This is a genomic window from Pseudomaricurvus hydrocarbonicus (genome assembly GCF_011602365.1).
Classification (GTDB): domain Bacteria; phylum Pseudomonadota; class Gammaproteobacteria; order Pseudomonadales; family Cellvibrionaceae; genus Pseudomaricurvus; species Pseudomaricurvus hydrocarbonicus.
The window spans coordinates 40,593-62,655 of record NZ_JAAONZ010000021.1; the positions used below are offsets into that span (position 1 = coordinate 40,593).

17 protein-coding genes are annotated in these 22,063 nt (G+C 57.3%); 12 read left to right on the top strand and 5 right to left on the bottom strand.

The window, feature by feature from the left end:
- Positions 1–96: 96 nt before the first annotated feature.
- On the top strand, positions 97–1,032 hold the full coding sequence (gene xerC, locus G8770_RS20245; RefSeq protein ID WP_167191348.1) for a tyrosine recombinase XerC: 936 nt from the start codon (positions 97–99) through the stop codon (positions 1,030–1,032).
- Positions 1,033–1,221: 189 nt separating this feature from the next.
- Here xerC and G8770_RS20250 read toward each other — a convergent pair whose 3' ends face one another.
- On the bottom strand, positions 1,222–1,422 hold the full coding sequence (locus G8770_RS20250) for a hypothetical protein (protein WP_167191350.1): 201 nt from the start codon (positions 1,420–1,422) through the stop codon (positions 1,222–1,224).
- 256 nt (positions 1,423–1,678) lie between these two features.
- Between G8770_RS20250 and G8770_RS20255 the strand changes: the two genes are divergently transcribed.
- A complete protein-coding gene (locus G8770_RS20255; RefSeq protein WP_167191352.1) occupies positions 1,679–2,428 on the top strand; it encodes a 2-thiouracil desulfurase family protein in 750 nt (249 codons plus the stop codon).
- Positions 2,429–2,709: 281 nt separating this feature from the next.
- Here G8770_RS20255 and G8770_RS20260 read toward each other — a convergent pair whose 3' ends face one another.
- From G8770_RS20260 to G8770_RS20275, 4 genes are all read right to left on the bottom strand, one after another.
- Positions 2,710–3,048: a P-II family nitrogen regulator gene (locus tag G8770_RS20260; RefSeq protein WP_167191354.1), complete on the bottom strand. Its 339-nt coding sequence runs from the start codon at positions 3,046–3,048 to the stop codon at positions 2,710–2,712.
- 287 nt (positions 3,049–3,335) lie between these two features.
- Positions 3,336–4,568: an ammonium transporter gene (locus G8770_RS20265; RefSeq protein ID WP_167191356.1), complete on the bottom strand. Its 1,233-nt coding sequence runs from the start codon at positions 4,566–4,568 to the stop codon at positions 3,336–3,338.
- Positions 4,569–4,626: 58 nt separating this feature from the next.
- Positions 4,627–4,965 (bottom strand): P-II family nitrogen regulator, encoded by a 339-nt coding sequence (glnK, locus tag G8770_RS20270; protein ID WP_167191358.1) that lies wholly within the window; start codon positions 4,963–4,965, stop codon positions 4,627–4,629.
- Positions 4,966–5,051: 86 nt separating this feature from the next.
- Complete coding sequence (locus G8770_RS20275; RefSeq protein WP_167191360.1) at positions 5,052–5,702, bottom strand: TorF family putative porin; 651 nt, start codon at positions 5,700–5,702, stop codon at positions 5,052–5,054.
- A 299-nt stretch (positions 5,703–6,001) separates the two neighbouring features.
- Between G8770_RS20275 and G8770_RS20280 the strand changes: the two genes are divergently transcribed.
- The 10 genes from G8770_RS20280 to G8770_RS20325 all read left to right on the top strand — a co-directional run bounded on the left by G8770_RS20280 (position 6,002) and on the right by G8770_RS20325 (position 21,941).
- A complete protein-coding gene (locus G8770_RS20280; protein ID WP_208022405.1) occupies positions 6,002–6,310 on the top strand; it encodes an accessory factor UbiK family protein in 309 nt (102 codons plus the stop codon).
- A 246-nt stretch (positions 6,311–6,556) separates the two neighbouring features.
- Positions 6,557–8,185: a YifB family Mg chelatase-like AAA ATPase gene (locus tag G8770_RS20285; protein WP_167191362.1), complete on the top strand. Its 1,629-nt coding sequence runs from the start codon at positions 6,557–6,559 to the stop codon at positions 8,183–8,185.
- Between the two features lie 387 nt (positions 8,186–8,572).
- Positions 8,573–10,864 carry a TonB-dependent receptor gene (locus G8770_RS20290; protein WP_167191364.1) on the top strand — a complete coding sequence of 764 codons (2,292 nt, stop codon included), beginning with the start codon at positions 8,573–8,575 and terminating at the stop codon, positions 10,862–10,864.
- 493 nt (positions 10,865–11,357) lie between these two features.
- A complete protein-coding gene (locus tag G8770_RS20295; RefSeq protein WP_167191366.1) occupies positions 11,358–11,870 on the top strand; it encodes a sigma-70 family RNA polymerase sigma factor in 513 nt (170 codons plus the stop codon).
- Positions 11,871–11,874: 4 nt separating this feature from the next.
- The gene (locus G8770_RS20300) at positions 11,875–12,963 is read left to right on the top strand and encodes a FecR family protein (RefSeq protein WP_167191368.1); all 1,089 of its coding nucleotides are present in this window, start codon (positions 11,875–11,877) and stop codon (positions 12,961–12,963) included.
- Positions 12,964–13,237: 274 nt separating this feature from the next.
- A complete protein-coding gene (locus G8770_RS20305; RefSeq protein WP_167191370.1) occupies positions 13,238–16,348 on the top strand; it encodes a TonB-dependent receptor domain-containing protein in 3,111 nt (1,036 codons plus the stop codon).
- A gap of 201 nt (positions 16,349–16,549) precedes the next feature.
- A complete protein-coding gene (gene rep, locus G8770_RS20310) occupies positions 16,550–18,568 on the top strand; it encodes a DNA helicase Rep (RefSeq protein WP_167191372.1) in 2,019 nt (672 codons plus the stop codon).
- Between the two features lie 76 nt (positions 18,569–18,644).
- Positions 18,645–19,310, top strand: coding sequence for a hypothetical protein (locus G8770_RS20315; RefSeq protein WP_167191374.1), 666 nt, complete (start codon positions 18,645–18,647; stop codon positions 19,308–19,310).
- Positions 19,311–19,526: 216 nt separating this feature from the next.
- Entirely contained in the window at positions 19,527–20,003 is a 477-nt protein-coding gene (locus G8770_RS20320; RefSeq protein ID WP_208022406.1) for a cupin domain-containing protein, read from the top strand.
- A 54-nt stretch (positions 20,004–20,057) separates the two neighbouring features.
- The gene (locus G8770_RS20325) at positions 20,058–21,941 is read left to right on the top strand and encodes an NAD(P)-binding protein (protein ID WP_167191376.1); all 1,884 of its coding nucleotides are present in this window, start codon (positions 20,058–20,060) and stop codon (positions 21,939–21,941) included.
- The last annotated feature ends 122 nt before the right edge of the window (positions 21,942–22,063 follow it).

Here is a 22,063-nt window from a genome sequence, read left to right on the forward strand (position 1 = left end):
GCCTGCGTGAGCCAATTGTGCGCTCGTGATAAATCGGTATTTTGTGCCTTCAGGCGCGATGTCGATGAGCGACGACTTAATCACATGAGCCCCCCCATGACTGAGCTAACTTCGCTCGAACAAACCCTGGAGAGTTTTTACCAGTACCTGCGATTTGAAAAACAGCTATCGGCCAATACCCTTGTCAGCTACCAGCGTGATCTCGTCCGCCTGAGCCGCTACTGCCAGAACCAGCAACTTACCCTGATCGATCTTCAGCATCATCATATCCGCCACTGTCTGGCACAGCTCCACCGCCAGGAGCTTCAGCCGCGCAGCTTGCAGCGCTGGCTGTCGGCGTTGCGAACATTCTTCCAATATTGCCTGAAGCAGAAGCTGATCAGCGTTAACCCCTGCACCGGCCTGCAAGCACCCAAGGCCAAAAAGCCCCTGCCCAAAGCGCTGGATGTGGATCAGGCGATTCAGTTTGTGGAAGTCCGCGGAGACGATTTTCTCTCGGTGCGCGACCGGGCCTGCCTGGAACTGTTTTATTCTTCCGGGCTGCGACTGAGCGAACTGGTGTCGCTCAACTGGAGCGATGTGGACCTTGCACAAGGTCAGTTGAGGGTCACCGGTAAAGGCAATAAAACCCGTGAACTGCCCGTCGGCAGACCTGCCCGAGCGGCATTGGCGGCGTGGCAGAAAAAACAGCTAAGCACCTGTGGCGAAGACATCGCTGCCATTTTCACGCAAAAAAAGGGCAAGCGTCTGAGCCCCAGAAGCATCCAGCTGCGTTTTGAAAAACTCAGTGTTACCCAGGGAGTCGACCAGTCAGTGCACCCGCACAAGTTGCGACACTCGTTTGCCAGTCACCTGTTGGAGTCCAGTGGTGACCTCAGAGCGGTACAGGAACTGCTGGGACACGCCAACCTTTCAACCACCCAGGTCTATACCCACCTGGACTTTCAACACCTGGCCAAAGTCTATGACAATGCCCATCCGCGGGCCAAAAGCCGTCAGCCGAGCGGTGATGACGACACCACCGAGACCTGAGTCCGCCGTTTGGAAAGCGTTTATTCGAGAAGCCTTGAGCCTTGGTGTGCGCAGCCAGAGAGCCGTCAGCCATGACCGCCGTCAGCCCTGTGAGCTCATAATCGGTTAAACCCTTAGCCAACAGCAAAACCCCTGATTGGCGGCAGAAACCAAAGCCAGGGGTCCAGCCGTCAATCCAGCCAGCCCGGTTTAGATAGGCCGGCTGCAATAATTATTGATGGGTTTTTGAGGCGGATCGGCAGAGATATGCGCATCGACCTGTTGGATCTGTCCCCCCCTGGCCAAGAAGGCTTCCACTTCATTCTGCAGCTGTTCTCTCAGCTTTTTGCGAGCACCCACGGTGTGATCCTCGAGACGCTCTTCTCTTTCTTCCAAAACATCCTGAGTCATAAATACCCCCGAAACATTTCAGTCTGTAAACCATTAGGTCGTTAGCAACCCGGTGATCTTTTAACAAAAAAACACTGAAGTTTGTGTCAGGCAGGCGCCATTTCCCTGAGTAAGCGCAACTGCGTGCCTGAACGCTGTATTTATAGACCAACTTTCAATTGCTTGACCACCACCAATCGATGAATTTTTTAGTCTTTTTTGCTCTAGAATATGCGAACATCATCATCAGATAGTAATTACTTTCCTGTGAACCAAGATGACTCATGACACGCCAGCAGCGACTTTTAACGTTCATTTGCCGGAGCTTTTGCGCGAGCAATGTGACACGCCCCCCAATGTGTTGATCAGTGCCTGTCTGGCCGGGGAGAACGTGCGTTACGACGGTAAGGAAAAGGGCTTGCGTCCCGGACTCTCTACGCTGAGGCACTACCTGAAGCTGGTCCGGCACTGCCCCGAAATGGACGCCGGCATGGGCGTGCCCCGCGCCCCGATCCAGTGGGTACAACGCCATCGGCAAGCGCCACAACTGGAGTGGGTGGAACATCCCGCAAGCGCGGTCGATTACCCCCTCGAAGCACAGGCGACAGCATGGTGTCAGCGCTGGAACGAGCAACATCAGGGGCCGCTTAGCGCCGCGATCCTCAAAGCCCGCTCCCCCAGTTGTGGCAACGGCACGACCCCTCTGATGAATGCGGTCAACCAACCACTAGGCGTCATGGACGGTCTGTTTACCGCCACCCTGAAAAGTTTTTTCCCCCAGCTGGTGATCCTCGATGAGAGCTACTTTACTCACCCCACTGACGCCCACTGGTTTATTCTCGGGCTGTATCTGCAACAGAATGCACAACGGGTAAACCAGCCTGAAGTTTCACACGGGGTCACCGGGATGGCCATCAAGCAACTGCACCACCTGCTGCGCTGGAACGGCAACCTGCAACACTTTTTGGACACCCCCCGACAAGACCGCCAACAGAGACTGGCCGCCCTGTCTGACGAGAACCCTTAAGGCCTCATTGCCGCCACTCAAGTTCCTGTGGTCACCGTCAGCGCCCGCAGAAAAACGCCCATGCGACCCCTGATGGGTCAAACCGTAGGCACAAAAAAAGCCGGCATGGCCGACTTTTCTCACATTACTCACATGTTTTACCATCGAAACAGCAAGGCTGGTCTTAATTCGAAAGGCCTGACTCAGCGACAGAGGCTCAAACGCCCCATTGCGTCTTCAAAAATGTTCCATACTGCCTGCAATAAAACCGATACTGCCTGAGCAATGTCCGTCAGTGCAATTTAAACCGCATCACTGCCGGTTTCGCCAGTGCGAATACGGATAATTTCATCGATGGTGGTAATGAAGATTTTACCATCGCCAATTTTACCGGTTTGCGCCGCTTTGGTAATCGCTTCCACCGCCTGCTCAACCATGGACTCGTCAACCGCCAACTCCAGCTTCACTTTGGGCAGGAAATCAACCACATACTCAGCGCCGCGGTAGAGCTCAGTATGGCCTTTTTGACGACCAAATCCCTTCACTTCGGTAACGGTCATGCCCTGAACACCCACTTCTGACAAAGCAACTCGCACGTCATCCAGCTTAAACGGTTTAATTACTGCAGTGATTAATTTCATCAACAAAGTCCTTCTTAATATTATTGTTTGATGCAGAGTGGTTGATAGCAACAGATACGCCAATCAACACCAAACACCAAACCGTTATGACATGTAATGGTTTCTACAATATCACGCTTATGCGGGCATAGACCAGACAGCGATTTCCGAGAAAGCCCCTAAGCCTGTATTTTGTGCCAAATACCGCCTGACGTCTACCGCGTGGCACCCGGCAAGCGGGTACAAAAAAGCCCGACTGTTTGCACAGCCGGGCTTTTGAATAGCCATCAATCAAGTCGAGCGAGGGCTTATTTGGTAGTGAACTCTGGGTATGCTTCCATACCACACTCTGCCAGATCGACACCGCTGAACTCTTCTTCTTCAGAGACACGGATGCCCATCACAGCTTTCAGGATACCCCAAACGATCAGGCTCACAACGAACACCCAAACGAAGATGGTAGCCGCACCGATCAGCTGGCCAGAGAAAGAAGAATCGCCATTGGTCACAGGAACCAGCAACAGACCCAACAGACCCACAACACCGTGAACAGAGATAGCACCGACGGGATCATCGATCTTCAGCTTGTCCAGAGTCAGGATGCTGAACACAACCAGAACACCACCCAGAGCACCGAACAGAGTTGCCTGCAGGGCAGATGGGGTATCAGGACCAGCGGTGATCGCAACCAGACCAGCCAGAGCACCGTTCAGAGCCATGGTCAGATCGGCTTTGCCGAACAGGATGCGGGCCACAATCAGAGCACCGATCAAACCACCGGCAGCGGCAGCGTTGGTGTTCATGAAGACGATCGCCACAGAGTTGGCAGAATCAACAGACGCAGTCGCCAGTACGGAACCACCGTTGAAACCGAACCAGCCCAACCACAGGATGAAAGTACCCAAAGTGGCCAGAGGCAGGTTTGCACCCGGGAAAGCGTTGACTTCACCGTTAGCGCCGTATTTGCCTTTACGTGAACCCAGCAGCAGGACACCTGCCAGAGCAGCAGCAGCACCAGCCATGTGAACAATACCGGAACCCGCGAAGTCAAGGAAACCCAGGTCGCCCAGCGTGTACATGCCGAATACAGCCTCGCCACCCCAGGTCCAGGCACCTTCCATGGGGTAGATGAAACCGGTCATCACCACAGCAAACGCCAGGAAAGCCCACAACTTCATACGCTCGGCAACCGCACCGGAGACGATGGACATGGCCGTCGCAACGAAGACAACCTGGAAGTAGAAGTCGGCAGAAGGTGCGTAGCTCGCAGGCTCTTCAGCGCCAGTCACGCCATTGCCCATGATGCCGGACAGGAACCAGTCGCCGCCGTACATGAAGTGGTAACCACTGACCATGTACATGGTACAAGCCACCGCAAACAGGGCGATGTTCTTGGTCAGGATTTCAGTGGTGTTTTTGGAGCGAACCAGGCCCGCTTCCAGCATGGCGAAACCAGCCGCCATCCACATTACCAGTGCGCCGCACACCAAGAAATAAAAGGTGTCCAAGGCGTACTGCAATTCGAAAATTGAGTTTTCCATTGCGTTTCTCCGGGAGAATTAACGTTTAATTATGTTTGAGCGTTACGATCCACTCTGTTTACAGAGCGTCGTCACCGGTTTCACCGGTACGAATACGAATAACCTGCTCCAGAGATGACACAAAGATCTTGCCATCACCGATTTTGCCGCTGTGGGCTGCCTTGCTGACAGCATCGACAACGGTATCAACCTGGTCGTCACCCACGGCAACTTCCAGCTTGGTCTTTGGCAAAAAGTCCACCACATACTCTGCACCGCGGTACAGTTCAGTGTGGCCTTTTTGACGCCCGAAGCCTTTCACTTCAGTGACAGTAATACCCTGAACACCAATGTCTGAAAGCGCTTCACGAACCGCGTCCAGCATAAAAGGCTTAATAATTGCTGTTACCAGTTTCATTGTTGAGCTCCTTTAATGACGCGCATTCGCGCCGCTAAGATAAAAGCGCCGGGCACAGGGCCCGGCCGCTGTATAAATGACAGACCTTACAGATCGAAAGATTTGCCGATGGTGAAGATGAGAGCTTCGTCGTCGTCACCACCGCCAGTGTCTTCGTCGTTTAAGATCAAAGCTACACCCAGATCAATGCCAGATACGGTGGTGTCATAACCCAGCTGGATGAAATCACCGTCAAAGTCTTTACCCCAAGTAGCATACGTACCGTAAAAGCCATTGTGGGATAAGGTGACAGCGGTGTAATCGTAATCAGACTCTTCCAAAATGCCGGCAGCTTCGTCATCACCTTGCTCACCGACGGAGTATTCCAGGCTAATAAACTTGTAACCCAGATAAAAATTGGCTTCGTTGTACTCACTGTCGAATTCACCGGTGTACTGGTAAGTGGTTGCACCAATGCCGAAAGAGAAACCGCTTTCAGTTTCCATGCCCCAGCCCAGGTAACCATCCACTTCCAGACCGTCACCCACATCCGCCGTCCAGGCACCGACGTAGAAACCGCCGTTTGTATAATCGATACCGGCGGAGGCCGAACTTTCTTCCTGGTAGATACCGCGGAAATAGTACTCGGACGCATAGCCAACATTGGCAGAAAAGCTACCTTCGGCCATAACTGGGGTAGCACTTACAGCGCCGACGGTCAGGGCAACAGCTGCTGCCAATTGGGTTAATTTGTTCATGGAACTTCCTCTCGTTCTTTGTATTTAAGTTGATTCTGTAATAAGCCGACTTCGCTTTTAGAAGCTTATTTGTTTGTTTAAACGGCTTGCCCTGTATTAGCACATTGCTTGCCAACTTTAAAATATCCATATATATCAATAAGTTAATGCCATCATGCACTGCATGTGCGCACACAGGGGCACAACTTAATGCGCCAAAGCCCAGTCTGAGTGCACAAATATATGACATGCACCACAATGAGCACCGCGTTGGTGCAAAAGTAATCTGCCGCTGCCAATTGCCTTCAGGTAGAATGAAAATGTTGCCAATAACCGCCATCGAAACCCTCTTCAAACTGAAAACACAGCAGGACACCGCCATGATTGAACAGCTGGCACGCAGCCTTTTAAATGACCTTAAAGCCGCTATTCCTTCCTCCACCAGTGAACTTCCAGAGCGTGAACTGCGCAGCCTGCTGGAGCGCACCTTGCGGAAAATGAACCTCGTTTCGAGGGATGAGTTTGATGCCCAGCAAGCGGTGCTGATGCGTACCCGGGAAAAACTGGAAGCATTGGAGCAACAGCTCGCAGAGCTGGAAACCGCTGCACAGGACAGTTCGGGGTCTTGAATTGAAAGTGGCGAGTGGCGAGTGGCGAGTGGCGAGTGGCGAGTGGCGAGTGGCGAGTGGCGAGTGGCGAGTAAAAAATACTGACACACAACAGGCCATAAAAGACCAAAGGTCGGTAGCAACTCATACCAAGGTGTGGAGTTGCGGTCTTAGTTGCAGATACCCACCCCCTGGCACTGGCGGCGCACTGGCTTTTCGCCACCAGCAACCCTAAGCTCAGGCCTTTTGACCAAGCAGGGAATGCCTATGTCACTGGCCACCATCATCTCGCGCGCGCGCCTGGGGCTGGAAGCTCCGCTGGTGTCGGTTGAAGTTCACCTCTCCAACGGTCTGCCGTCACTGTCCATTGTCGGCATGGCAGAAACCGCCGTGAAAGAATCGAAGGACCGGGTGCGCAGCGCCATTCTCAACAGTCAGTACGAGTTTCCCGCGCGGCGCATTACCGTCAACCTGGCCCCGGCCGACCTGCCGAAATCCGGCGGTCAATTTGATCTGTCCATTGCCCTGGGCATTCTGGCAGCCTCCGGGCAAATCCCCGATCAGCAATTTCAGCACATGGAGTTTCTGGGCGAGCTCGGCCTCAATGGCGAACTGCGTTCGGTGCCCGGCTGCCTGCCCGCCGCCATTGCCTGTGGCCGGGCAGGGCGACAATTTCTCTGCCCGCGACAAAACGCCCCCGAAGCCGCCCTCTGCGATCAGGCTCCGGTGCTGGCCGCCGCCTCACTGCTGGAGGTGTGCAGCCATTTGTCCCAGCACACTCTCCTCACCCCTCTGGACAACCAGCCGTTTGAACCGTCCGGTGCCACCGCTTCCAGCAGCGTGTCCAAATACGGTGATCTGCGCGACGTTAAAGGCCAGGCTCAGGCCAAACGGGCGCTGGAGATCGCCGCCGCTGGCAAACACCACGCCCTGCTATTCGGCCCGCCCGGTACCGGCAAATCCATGCTGGCGTCACGCTTGCCCGGCATCATGCCGCCGTTAACCCAGCAGGCCGCCATCGAAGTGGCCTGCGTGCAATCCCTAACCCGCCAGTCAGACACCGCTCCCGGGTACCCCCTGCGCCCCTTTGCCGCCCCCCACCATACCGCCTCTGCCGCCTCACTGGTGGGCGGGGGCTCCAACCCCAAACCCGGTGAAATTTCCCTGGCACATCACGGTGTGCTGTTTCTCGATGAGCTGCCGGAATTTCAGCGGCAGGTACTGGAAGTCCTGCGTGAACCCCTGGAATGCGGCTCGATCCGCATTTCCCGCGCCGCCGCCCAGGTGGAATTTCCAGCCCGCTTTCAACTCATTGCCGCCATGAACCCTTGCCCGTGTGGCTACCTGGGTCATCACAGCCCCGGCGCCAAATCGCAACCGTCGGGGCCCAGCCACAAGGCACCCGCCAATACCCCGGCTAACCACTCGGCTATCCACTCCAACACTCGCCACACGGCGGACAACCGCTGCCGCTGCAGCCCGGATCAGGTGCGGCGCTACCGCAATCGCCTGTCCGGCCCCTTGCTGGACCGGATTGATCTGCACGTGCCGGTACTGGCGCTGAAAAAAGGCGAGCTGTACGGCCAGGCCAGCGGCGACGATTCCGCCACCATCCAAGCCCGGGTTCAGGACGCCCACCGCCGCCAGTGGCAGCGGCAGGGCTGCAACAACAGCGACCTGACAGCCGCACAGCTCGAACAATTTTGCCCGCTGACCCAATCCCAGCAGCAACTGCTGGAAAATGCCATGCTGAAAATGGGCTTCTCAACCCGGGTATTGCACCGGGTGATCAAGGTTGCCCGCACCATTGCTGACCTGGCTGGCGAAGAGCATTTGAACGACCTGCACTTTATGGAGGCCTTCAGTTACCGCAACCTGGACCGGGCCCTGGACTAGGCCACTCTGGTGAAGATTGTGGTTTCAACACAGGCCCTCGCGTCAAGCGCAAGACTTGCCGGGGCCGGTCGAGACGGGCCCTCGGCCCGACCAACAACACCGTCACCAAATCCGCCACCAACACGTCCGCCAGCTTCACCAACAACACCGTCACCAACTCGGGCCAATAATTTTGTCCCTTTTTCGGTCTTCAAGCGTCTCCTTTTTCGTGATCGGACAATCGGGCAGCGCGCTGTGCTGCCAATACCGGTTCGTGCTGACTGTTCATAGCGACGCTCAGCACTGCCGGCAAACGTCCATCCCCCAGCCACCATCAGCATCGAGCCCTGAAGCCCGACTGATACCAATAAAGTGGCGCATGACCATAACAATAGGAAGAGAGAAACTATGTCGATGATTCACCCCCTCATCAAAGCTTCACTGACCGCCGCCATTGCGTCTGTCATTGCTCACCCCCTGGCCGCTCAAACCTTCGCGCTGGAAGAAGTGGTGGTAACCGCTCAAAAACGTGCCGAAAGCCTGCAGGACGTCCCCATTTCGGTCAGCGCCATGGGCGGTGAGAAACTGGCCGACGCCGGCATCGAAAAAGTCTCCGATCTGGCGGGCTATGTCCCCAACCTGCACATGACCGAAACTGGTCTCAGCACCCAGTTGCGCGTGCGCGGCATTGGCTCGGGTAACGACCAGGGCTTTGAACAGTCCGTCGGTCAATATATCGATGGCATCTACTATGGCCGCGCGCAGTTAATCCGCGCCCCGTTCCTGGATCTGGAGCGCGTTGAAGTGTTGCGTGGACCCCAGAGCATTTTGTTCGGCAAGAACAGTGTGGCCGGCGCTCTCAACATGACCACTGCCAAGCCCACCGAAGAGTTTGAGGCCGAAATCAGCGGCGCTTACGAGCCAACCACCGAAATGAAGGAAGTCACAGCGATTGTGTCCGGTGCCCTGGCGGATAACCTGTTTGGTCGAATTGCCTATCGCAGCTACGAAGAAGACGGCTATATCGAAAATACCCTCACCAACGACGATGAGCCCAACCGCGACGAAAATGCCTTGCGGGCCACTCTGGTTTGGGACGCGAGCGCCGATCTGAGCATCACCCTCAAAGCTGAGCGCGACACGTTTGATGTCAAAGGTCGTCAGATTGAGATCATTGAGGACGAAACCAACTACAGCGGCGTGTTAAGTGGCGTCTTTGGGGCACCCGCCTTCGATCACGACCTGGACTACAAACGCCAGGCCGATGGCAACGACTACAGTGAAAACGAGCTGGAAAACTACACCCTGACTGTCGATTACCAGCTGGGTGAAAACACCCTGACCGCAGTCACCGGCTATGTCGCCTATGAATTTGAAGACAACTGTGACTGTGATTACAGCCCGGCAGAAGTCTTTACTGTGTTGATGGACGAGGAATACTCCCAGTTCAGCCAGGAAATCCGTTTGGCCTCACCCGGTGGCGAGACCGTGGACTGGATCGCCGGAGCCTTCTATCAGGAAAATGACCAGGAGTTCAATGACGCCATTCGGGTCACCAATACCAGCATTCTTCCGGCCGCACTGAGCAACGCCTTTGGCAGCCCCGTGTTTATGTCGCTGCAGGGCACCGCCACACCGCGTCACTATGAGCAGAGTTCGGAAACCTGGGCGGTCTTTGCCCAGGCCACCTGGAACATGACCGACACCCTGCGCCTGACACTGGGGGGTCGCTACACGGCTGAAGATAAAGAGGGCGCGCGCTCCATCGACATCACCAGCATTGGCGGCACCGTGGATGCGTCCACTGTCATCGCCTATGGCGCATTGGGCCTCGATACCAATCAGGGCAGCGGCCACGACCTGCACGGCGATCGCTCCGAGTCGGCGTTCACCCCCCTGATCAACCTGCAGTGGGACGTCAATGAAGATGTGATGGCCTACGCCAGCTACACAACCGGTTTCAAAGCCGGCGGTTTCAGCGCCCGCGCCAACAATGTGGGCTCCTTTGAATTCGAGGAAGAGCAGGTTACCAGCTACGAAGTCGGGGCCAAATCCACCTTCGCAGACGGCGCTGCCGAACTCAACATTGCCTACTATTACACCGAGTACGAAGACCTGCAGATCTCCCAATTTGACGGCGCGCTGGGCTTTAATGTCGGCAACGCCAAAGAATCGGTTGTTCAGGGGATTGAGCTCGATGGCCGCTGGGCTCTCGCCCAGGGATTGACCCTCGGCTACGCCGCGTCTTATATCGATTTTGAGTACAAGGACTTCACCAATGGCAACTGCTATCCGGGTCAAACCCCTGACGGCGATGTCACCCCCTATGGCCAGCTGTGCGACTACACCGGCAAATCGGCGCAGTATACGCCGAAGAAAACCGTGAACCTGTCGCTGGATTATGTCTATAGCCTGACAGACGCTCTGGAACTGCAGTCTACGCTGGACGCGCAATATCTGGACGAGCAAAACATCGACCCCAACCTGGACCCACGCAACCAGATTGACGCCTACACCACAGTCAACGCCCGCTTGGCGGTGAATGCTGACAAATGGTCTGTGGCGCTGGTGGGTAAAAACCTCACCGATGAGGAGATTGTGACCTACGCCGGAAAGGTTCCTCTGGCACCGGCAGGCACAGAGTACGGCTTTGTTAAAAACGCCCGCACTGTCGCCATTGAAGGTCGCTTGCGCTTCTAACTTCAGAGCGTTTTACGACAGCGCTTTTAACGACAGCCCTGCAACACCTCCGGCCCCTCACTTGAGGGGCCGGCCTTAAAAGCCAGCACCGGTGTGCTGGCTTTTTTGTGGGCTGCACAACTCCAACCTCGAGCAGTGTGCGCTGCCACTTAACACTCACCAAACAACCACAAAGCACCCCCAAAAAAATCACACCCCGAATTGTCCCTTTTTGTCCGCTACAAACGTCCTCCATCTATAACGACAAAAATACCCATGATCGGGAGCCTCTTAGGTGAGAGTAGCAAGTGCGGGAGCAGACAGCCCATCGAACGACCTGACTGGCAGCCAAAGTCTGAGCGCTCAACCGAATCTGAGCGGCCAACCGAGCCTGAGTGGCCAACCGAGTCTGAGTGGCCAACCGAGTCTGAGCGGCCAACAAAGTCGCTTGCGGTATGAAAACGATCGCCCGACAATAGAGCCTCCTCTCACGCAGTCTAAGGTTACTCGGGCAGTGCCATCACACAAACAGCTCTGGAATAAGCTGTACCACCAATACCAGTCAGAGCTGGTGCGCTACCTGCAAGGTAAATGGCGCAAGCAACCTCAGGACGCCTCGGACATTGCTCACCAGGCTTTTGAGCGTTTTATGGCCGTCGCCGAACCGGAGCGCATTGAGCAGCCGCGGGCCTACCTGTATCAGCTGGCAAGAAATCTGGTGGTGGACGGCCTGCGCCGTGAACAGGTGCGCAGTCAGCATGCACAGTCAGAGCTGGCGTCGGAAGAGGCCACCGCCGTCTCACCGCTGCAAACCGCGCTGGGGACCGAGCAGTTGCAGGTATTACAACAAGTGATTGAGACCCTGCCCGCCAAGCGGCGCCGGGCCTTCGTACTGAACAGAGTGTATCAAATGAGTTATAAAGAGGTGGCTGAGGACATGGACATTTCCGTGGACGCGGTCAAAAAGCACGTATTGCGAGCGCTGGAAACCTGCCAAACCCACCTGCAACACCGGTTTGAGGAGTAATGGTATGGACAAGTTTCCCCGCGACCCTCACCCTCTCGAGCATCAGCCTGATGCAACCGCAGTGTCTCCCCTGGAACTCGATGACGTCTCATCGACCGCGCAGGATGCCCGCCGTCGCGCCCGTGAATGGCTGGTCTTGATCGACTCGGACGAAGCCACCGGCGAAGACCAACAGCGACTGGAGCACTGGCTCAACCTCGATCCGCAACACCGGCTTGCCTTCCAACAGGTGCAAGCGGTGTGGCAGGCAAGCTCCAGCCTGCAAGCGTTAAAATCACTCGAACCCCTGAAGACCGCAACACCACCGAACACCACCCGCTCCCGCGCCGCGCCCCGGCAATGGTGGCAGCAATGGCAACGCGCGCTGATGCCAGCCGGAATCGCCTTGGCCACGGTCGTGATATTGGTGGCTGTGGTCCTGCAAATGCCCGCCGAAACACCGCAGAGCTGGAGTTACCACACCCAGGTGGCGCAGCGGCAAACGATCAATCTGCCCGACGGCTCCACGGTCACCCTCGGCCCCAAATCCTCGCTGCAGATTCGCTACAGTCACGACCAGCGGCATGTGAAGCTGCAGACCGGGGAGGCGTTTTTTAATGTCGCCCGCAATCCCAACCGCCCGTTTATTGTCGACAGCCTCTACACCCAGGTGAAAGTGCTGGGCACCATGTTCAATGTCAACAACAGCAGCTACGGGGTGACCGTCGCCGTTGAAGAAGGGCACGTGCAGGTCAGCGGCAAGAGCCTGTCCGGCCCTGACACCGAGCGCAAAGAATTGCTGGCCGGGCAGCGCGTACGCGTCAGTCAGCAACAGGGGCTGGAGCCGCTGGAAAACATCACCCCTTCCAGCGCCGGGGTGTGGCGACAAAACCTGCGCGTTTACCAGTCCCGCCCCCTGGCGGAAGTACTGGAAGACCTGGGCCGCTACCAACAGGCCAAACTGACGGTGCAGGACCCACACTTGAAAGCGCTGCCGGTAACCGCCGTATTCCCCACCGACAACATCGACACCATACTGCTGGCCCTGGAAACCGTGCTGCCAGTGAGCATTGTCTATATCAGCCCTGAACATATCGACATTCGGGCCCGTTAAGCGCTCTGTCCAAAAGTTGAAACCGGGCGCCCCAGGGTGCTCAAAGGTCAAAACCGGCCGGTCACGTAATCCCTTGGCTTTTGCACAGCCGCTGGTTTAACCTCTTGTGTTGGACGCGAGAGTCGCCAGGCCAGGCAGGGTACCGATCAGCTCTGCCAGCGGCCGCTCCGCCACCATAATAAGAAATTGAGATAGGCAAACGCCTGCTGAGAGACCCATTCTGCTAGCCACGAGTAACTCCCTGACTCACACCCTGACTCGCTACCGGCAGGTCGTGTGCGCTTGTCTGTTGCTGCTGCTGAGCGGTGTCGCCCTGGCTCAGGAGAAACTTACCTTTGCCATTGACGCAGCCCCTCTGGCCAACGCCCTGATCCAGTTTGTCGCCCAGTCGGGCAAGGGTGTGGTGGTGGCTGTAGATGTGGATACGTCGCAGCAGGTGCAGGGTCTGCGGGGGGAGTTCGACAGTGAAACGGCCCTGCGTCAGATGCTGACGGGGTTGAACCTCCGGGCGGATAAAAACGCCGCCGGCTACTTCGTCATTCGTCACCCACAGCCTCCCATCGCCGCCATACCCGCCACCGACCTGAGTTCGCCGCTGGAAGAGCTGGTGGTCACCGGCACCAATATCCGCGGCGGACTGCTGCGCAACCTCAACCCCATCGAAGTGGTCGATCGCCAGACACTGGAAACCAGCGGCTCCCCCAGCATGATCGACCTGGTCAGCACCTTGCCGGTGGTGTCGGGGACCGAAAACCAAAGCAACCAGTTTCGCAATGCCAATGCCGCCGGCACCGCCAACATCAACCTGCGCGGCCTCGGTGTCAGTCGCACCCTGGTACTGCTCAATGGCAAGCGCCTGCCGGCAAGCTCGCTGCCGCACAATGACGGCCAGGCCTTCGTGGATATCAACAGCATTCCCGCCATCGCGCTGGAGCAGGTGGACATTTTGAAAAATGGCGCCAGTGCCACCTACGGTTCCGATGCCGTCGCCGGCGTCGTCAACTTTATCACCCGCGACCGCTACGACGGTGTGGAGCTGCAAGCCAGCGGTAAATACATTGACGAGAGCGATGGCGACTGGGACCTGAGCCTGCTGGGTGGGGGACAGTGGGGCCAGTCACACTGGTTGGCGGCGTTCAACTATACCCGGCGCAGTGAACTGAAAAATGCCAGTCGCGAGGAGATACTCGCCCCCCGGGTGGACATTCCCGAGCTCAACCGCATGATCTACACCGTCTCCTCCATTGGCAATCCCGGTGCGTTCATTCCCATCAATGCCGCCACAGCAAGCGCTGGTCTGACCGATGCCGAAGTCAGCGCGGCAGCCACGGACCGCAACAATTATGTCCGCGACCCCAACTGCACCGACGTCGGCGGCTACCTGATCGACGGCGCCCGCTGCGGGTTTAATTATGTCAGCTTCGATAACCTGGTCGAAAAAGAGGATCACTGGCAGGCGTTCACGCGCTGGCAGCGGCCGCTGGCCACAAACTGGCTCGGGGATGCCTCGCAGGCCTATGTTGAAATCAATTATGCAGACACCCGGGTGCCCGCCTGGAAAACCTCACCCAGTTACCCGCCGGTCAACGAGGCCGACGCCAATCGTTACCTGCCCGCCGACCACCCCGGGCTGCTGGACTTTATCGCCCGCAACCCGGGGGTGGTTGAAAATGACGGTGATGTCGCCGATTTTTCCGGCGGGGCCATTTTCGTCGGCCGGCCCGTGGGTGTCAGCGGACCGGTGACGGAGGGGGTCCGCTCGCAACAAACCCTGCGGCTGCTGACCGGGGTGCGGGGTGAATACGGCGCCAACGCCGGCGCATCGGGCCCCGGCAGCTTTGATCTGTCCCTGGCTTACGCCCGCAGCCAGGCCGAAGCGCGAACCAAGGATGTATTGATCGATCGCTGGCAATCGGCCCTGCAGGGCTTTGGCGGCGAGAACTGTCGCGGCACGGAGGCAGGCCAAAACGGCTGCCTTTACTACACCCCCTTTGCCTCGGCCATTGCCTTCAGTCCCAATCACCAGCCCGCGCTGGCCAATGACCCGCAGCTGCTGGACTGGATGCGTGCCGAAGGGGTGCAAAACAACATTTCGCAGCTGTGGGTGGCTGACGCGCTGGTGACCGGCAGCCTCAACTCGGATCGTGTTAACTCAGGCCTGTTTAAAAACCGCACCCTCCCGGACATCGATTACGCCCTGGGCCTGCAATACCGCAATGAGCAACTGCAGATTCGTTTTAACGACCTCGCCGATGTGTCGGTCAATCCGGGCGAGGTTTCTACACCCGGTGAACTGCCGGGGGCGTTTGTGTTCTTTCGCGGCGGGCAGGAGGATGACGTCAGCCAAAACGTGGTGGCGCTGTTTGGCGAGCTGGCCATGCCGGTCAGCGACCGTCTCTACCTGCAGCTGGCCCTGCGCTTTGAACACTATGGCGGCAACATCGGCCAAAGCCTCGACCCGAAAATTGCGCTGCGCTGGGATCTGACACCGTCGCTGAGCTTGCGCGCCTCCTCCAGCACCACCTTCCGGGCCCCGTCACTCAACCAAACCGGCCTGGAGACCACCTCCCTGTCGCTGATCGGTGCGGCCTATGCCTACAAAGCGGTCGATCGCATCGGCAACCCCAACCTCAAGCCCGAACAATCGGTCAGCTCCAGCCTAGGGCTGCTGTGGACGCCCACCGACCGCTGGCACATCAATCTCGACTATTGGCACATCAACATTGACGACCTCATCATTCAGGAAAGCGCCAACGCCATTGTCAATGCCACCCAGGCCGACCCCGCCTCGCAATGGGCATCGCAGATCATTTACGATGGCAGCGGCAATATTTCCCGCATCCTCAGCCACTACATCAACGGCCCCGATCTGGTGGCCAATGGAGTGGATTTCCACAGTCAATATCACACGCCGGCAGGCAGCGGCGAGTTGATGCTGGGCGTGGATCTGGCTTACCTGCAACGCTACGATGTCAGCGCCAGTGACCTGATACCGGCCTTCTCCGCGGACGGTCGCTTAAACAGCGGCACCTTTTTAAAGTCGCTGCCCAAGTGGCAGGGCAAGCTGTACCTCAATTACGCCCGGGGTGCCTTCAATGGCCGCCTGGAGCTCAATGGCATCAGTGCCTACACCGATGACGGACTCAACATTCTGTCCCAGACGGCGCTGGACCAGTACATCACTGAAACCACGGTCGCCGCCTCGTACCTGTGGGACCTCCATCTGAATTGGGCCCTGCCCGGCGAGGCGACGGCCTTCAGTCTGTCGGTACTCAACCTCGCCGACCGGGAGCCACCGGTGGTGCGTGAAGACATGCGCTTTGATACCTCTCTCCACAACGCCTTTGGGCGCATGGTGAAAGTGCGCCTGCAGCATCGTTTTTAGCCGTCCGCCGAGCCACCGGTTTTACCCACAGCGGGGTAGCGGCAACCCAACCCCGGACGCCAGCGACGGTTCCCGGCCCGGCGTCTATCAAAAGGCGTATCTATTCCACTCTTATCTTGGAGCCTGCCAGCCAGCATTGGTACAATGCCGCTCCGCTTGCCTAGCCGCAGATTCCACAACTTTTTGGTTAACCTCACCCCTATGTCCAAACTCAATCCCCGTCAAAGTGAAGCCGTCCATTACATCGACGGCCCCAGTCTGGTGCTGGCGGGGGCGGGCAGTGGTAAAACCAGTGTGATCACCCGCAAAATCGCCTACCTGATTCAGGAGTGCGGCATGCAGGCCAAGCACATAGCGGCGCTGACGTTCACCAACAAAGCTGCCCGGGAAATGAAAGAGCGGGTTGGGGGACTGGTCAAAGGCCGAGCCAGCAAAGGCTTAACGGTGTCGACCTTCCACAATCTGGGACTCAACATCATCCGCAAGGAGCACAAGACGCTGGGCTTCAAGCCCGGCTTCAGCATCTTCGATCAGGAGGATGCCCGCTCGCTGCTGAAAGAGCTGATGCTCAAGGACGGGGATCTCGACACTGACCACCTGGATCTGGTGCAACATCAAATCTCCACCTGGAAAAATGACCTGTGGTCACCGGGGCACGCCATCAGCAAGGCCCAGAGCCCCGGCGAAGAGTACATCGCCAACATCTACAAGCGCTATAACTCGGCACTGCTGGCCTACAACGCGGTGGACTTTGACGATTTGATTCTGATTCCCGCCCAGCTGTTCATGGACCACAAAGACATTCTGGAGCGCTGGCAGCGCAAAATCCGCTACCTGCTGGTGGACGAATACCAGGACACCAACTCCAGCCAGTACCTGCTGGTGAAGCTGCTGATCGGGGATCGCGGCTCACTCACGGTGGTGGGCGACGACGACCAGTCGATCTACGCCTGGCGCGGTGCGCGACCGGAAAACCTGTCGCTGTTGCGCAAGGACTTTCCCAACCTGAAGCTGATCAAGCTGGAGCAGAATTACCGCTCCACCAGCCGCATCCTCAAATGTGCCAACCACCTGATCGCCCACAACCCGCACGAATTCGACAAAGCCTTGTGGAGTGAGATGGGGCTGGGGGAGAATCTGCGGGTGATCCGCTGCGCCAATGAAGAGGTTGAAGCCGAGCGTGTGGCCACCGAAATTTTCACCCAGCGTCAGCATCGCAGCGCCCGCTACGGCGATTTTGCCATTCTCTATCGCGGCAACCATCAGGCGCGCCTGCTGGAACTGAAACTGCAGCACCACCAGATTCCCTACAACATCAGCGGCGGCACCTCGTTTTTTTCCAAAACCGAAATCAAGGACATCCTCGCCTACCTGCGTTTGGTCGTTAACCCCGATGACGACAACGCCTTTTTGCGCATCATCAACACCCCGCGCCGGCAGATTGGCACCGGCACCCTGGAAGCTCTGGGCCGCTACGCCACCGAGCGGGAAATCAGTTTGTTCTCGGCCTGCCAGGAACTCGGCGTACAGAGCCACATTCCCAAGAAAAGCCTCGAACGTATCCTGCGCTTTACCCACTGGTTGTTACAGGTAGGGGATAACAGCCGCGGCAGTGATCCGGTGGGGGCAGTGCGGGAGATGGTGGAGGACATCGATTACGAATCCTGGCTGCACCAGAACGCCTCCAGCCCCAAGGTCGCCGAGAAACGCCTGGAAAACGTCTGGTACCTGGTGGACTCCATCAAAACCATCATCGAGCGCGACGACGCCGAGGACGGCAGCGGCAGCCTCGAAAACGCCATCAACAAATTGCTGCTGCGCGACATGCTCGAGCGCCAGTCGGAAGAAGAGGAAGACCTGGATCAGGTGCAGATGATGACCCTGCACGCCTCCAAAGGGCTGGAGTTTCCCTACGTCTTTCTGGTCGGCATGGAAGAAGATATTCTCCCGCACCGCTCCAGCATTGAAGAAGACAACGTCGAAGAAGAGCGGCGCCTGGCCTACGTGGGCATCACCCGCGCGAAGAAGGTGCTGCACATGACCCTGGCCGCCAAGCGCAAACAGTATGGCGAAATCTGGGACACCACCCCCAGCCGTTTTCTGGACGAATTGCCGGAAGACGATCTGGATCGCGAAGGCTTTGGCGAACACAGCCCGGAAAAGAACAAGGCCAAAGGCCGCGAGACCCTGGACAGCCTGCTCGACAGCCTGGACCTGTGACAGCCAGCAGCAACATCTGGCACAATGCCCGCTTTCACTGCCTTTCTGACCGCTCTCATTGATACAGGACGTTGCCTTGAAACAGCCACTCTCTTTTCTGACCTCTTTTTCTCTGGCCGGGCTACTGGCCCTCGCCAGCGCCAGCAGCACCGCCGCCGAGCTCTCCGCCACCGGCGATGATGGCCGCGAAATCCGCTTAAAAGCCGACGGCTCCTGGGAGTACACCTCCAGCGACCGGTTTGCCACCAGTGAGGACGGTACACGCGTGCGGTTAAAAGCCGACGGCTCCTGGGAATTCATTGGCAACGCCCCGGTCGCAACCCAGGAGCAGGTGCGCACCGAAGCGCTTGAGGTTACGCTGGGTGACATCGTGGCGGAGTATAAAAAAGAAAAGGCCGGTAAAAATACCCGCTACCAATCCGCAACCGTGTTTTACCTGAACGTCGATGTGTCCCGCTATGCCGACGGCCTCAACGTCGACTTGTCGCAACACGACCGGTTTAAAGTCACCGACAGCCGTGGCAACGACTATCCCATCCTTGAGGTCACCCCCCAGCTGACCCAGTTGCAGCCCGGTAAGGAATACCCGTTTTCCATTCGTGTCGACGGCACCACCGAAGGTCAATTTGCCGTGGGCATCAAATATTTGTACCTGGAAATCGACAAGGCCGTTTTTCACAGCGACCAGAATTTAAAATTCAGTCGGCGTGCCGATGAAGCGAAACAGAAAAAACTCAATTGAGGCCTGCTGCGACACTCGCCCGGCAGGGAGGGTTTGACGCAGACCGCCCTCTAGGCCACTGACGAAAAGCCCCCGAATGCAAGCGCATCCGGGGGCTTTTTTGTGGTTTGCCGCTGCTTGCACAGGATACTGGGCCACTCGCGTTTGACAAGAACCCCACTTGTCGTCGAATATAAACCGAACAATCACTCAAATTATATTCAGCGGAGCCCTGATATGACGATGAACAAAACGGCATTAGTTACTCTGATCACTGCCTTCAGCCTGACCCTGTGCGGCCCAATACTGGCCGACCCGTCCGACAACAAAGAGCCGTCTGTGGTCTACCCGCAGGTGATGTCGAAAAGCGAGATCGCCGGCGACATTTTCAAACGCGACGACATGATTCTTGAAACCTCAGAAACAGGGCGCAAAACCTACGATGTGGTCTCGCTGTTGAGCCAGGATAAAAAGTTTGTCTCCGGCATGTACCGGGCCGAGGCCGGTCGCTTTGAGATCACCGAGCCCTACGGCGTTGATGAGTACATGCACTTTCTGCAAGGCGGTGTCACGCTGACCTCCAGCGATGGCAGCGTGCAGGTGATCAAGGCCGGTGATTCCGTCACCATTCCCAAAGAGTGGACCGGTGTTTGGGACACCGATGGTTACACCAAAATTTACGTGATCTATTCACCCGACGCCCCCATCGAGTAAACCCGCACCGCCACGTATTGATTAAGGTACTGCACGGCATTATTGAGGTTAAGCATGAGCAAAGCATCCATCACTCGCCGGGATTTTTTGAACGGCGTCGCTGTGGGGGTCGGGGGGTTGGGCTTATCGCCACTGCCCGCGCTGGCAACAGCGCCCACATCCCAGGCGGATTCAGCCTATTACCCACCGCGTCTGACCGGCTTGCGAGGCACCCATGCGGGGGCCTTCGAAGTGGCTCACTCTGTCGCCTGGCAGGGCAAGCAATGGCCGATCCCCGCCCGGCAAACCGATGACACCTACGACCTGATCGTCGTCGGCGGGGGTATTTCCGGCCTCACGGCCGCCATGTTGTTTCAACAGCAGGCCGGCCGCGACAGTCGCATCCTGATTCTCGACAACCACGACGACTTTGGCGGCCACGCCAAACGCAATGAATTTACCGTCGGGGACCAGACCCTGATCGGTTATGGCGGCAGCCAGTCTCTGGAAGGCCCTCACAGCTATTCCAAAGTTTCACAGCAGGTGCTGAAAGACCTGGGCATCGAACTGCAGAAATTTTACGACTACTTTGACCAGGATTTTAATCAGCAATGGAAACTGAAACGCGGTCTCTATTTCAGCAAAGAGCATTTCGGGGTTGATCGGCTGACCGACAACCCGTTCAGCTGGTACCAGCAAAGCCTCGAATCGCTCACGGACACCGTGCGCCAGTTCCCCATCGCCAAGGACGTACAGACCGCGTTGCTCAACTTCCTGCGAGACACCTCGCCCCTGACCCCCGACCACTGGAGTCAGGCGCAACGCATCGAGAACTTGAGAAGCACCAATTTCAGTGATTTTCTGCAGACCCATGCGCAACTGCCACCAGCAGCCATCGACGTGTTTCGCGATAACATGAAAGGCATCTGGGGCGTCGGCTGGGATTCACTGTCCACGCTGGAGGCGATCCGGCTGGGCATGCCCGGTGCCGACCGCCTCGGGGTCAGTGCCGAAGAAGCCCATAGCCACTACAGTGAAGAACCCTATATTTTTCACTTTCCCGACGGCAATGCCGGTGTTGCCCGGGCGTTAGTGCGCTACCTCAACCCCGGCGCCGTGCCGGGCGAGTCCATAGAAGACCTGGTCACCAGCCAGGTAAATTATGCCCTGCTCGACAGCGACTCAGCTCCCGTACGCCTGCGCCTCAACAGCACCGCCGTTCACGTGCAGCACAGCCCCGACCAGCTCAGCGTCGATGTCACCTACGTGCGCGACCAACAAAGCATTAAGGTCAAGGGCAAGCACGTGGTGATGGCCTGTTACAACAACCTCATTCCATTTATCTGCCCGGAAGTACCTGAGGCCCAGCGCAGCGCCATCGACTACGCCGAAAAAGTCCCGCTGGTGTACGCCAACGTCGCCGTGACCAACTGGCAGGCCTTTGCCAAATCCGGTTACAACGGTTTTCATACGCCCCGCTCGACCATGTTCCACAACATCGAAATGGACTTTCCGGTGAGCATGGGTGACTACGCTTTCACGCCCTCCCCAGAGGCTCCCACCATTCTGCACGCCAGCATGATCCCGTCCTTTCCCAACCAGGGGCTGACCAGTCGCGAACAGCACAAGCTGGGGCGTCAACGACTCTACCAAATGGCGTTTGAAGAGTTTGAGGACGACCTGTTTAAACAACTGGATGGCGCACTGGGCAGCTGGGGTTTTGATGTGCAACGTGACATTACCGCGATCACGGTCAATCGCTGGCCCCACGGCTACGCTTACGAGTACAACGAACTCTATGACGAGCCAGACTGGGGACCGGAAAAGGGACCGCACATCGCCGGGCGGGCACGCATCGGCCGCATTTCCATCGCCAACTCCGACGCTTCGGCCTACGCCTACGTCAATGGCGCCATGGACGCGGCAGCGCGGGCCGTGAGCGAGCAATTGAGCGGCTAATCCCTGCAGGACTATTCTGGAAAACAAAAAAGGCGACTCATTCTTGAGTCGCCTTTTTTGCGGGTTTCTTTTTGTTTCTTTTTGCCTGCTTCTGTTCAGCACCCGGTCTGAGTTGGCTCAGA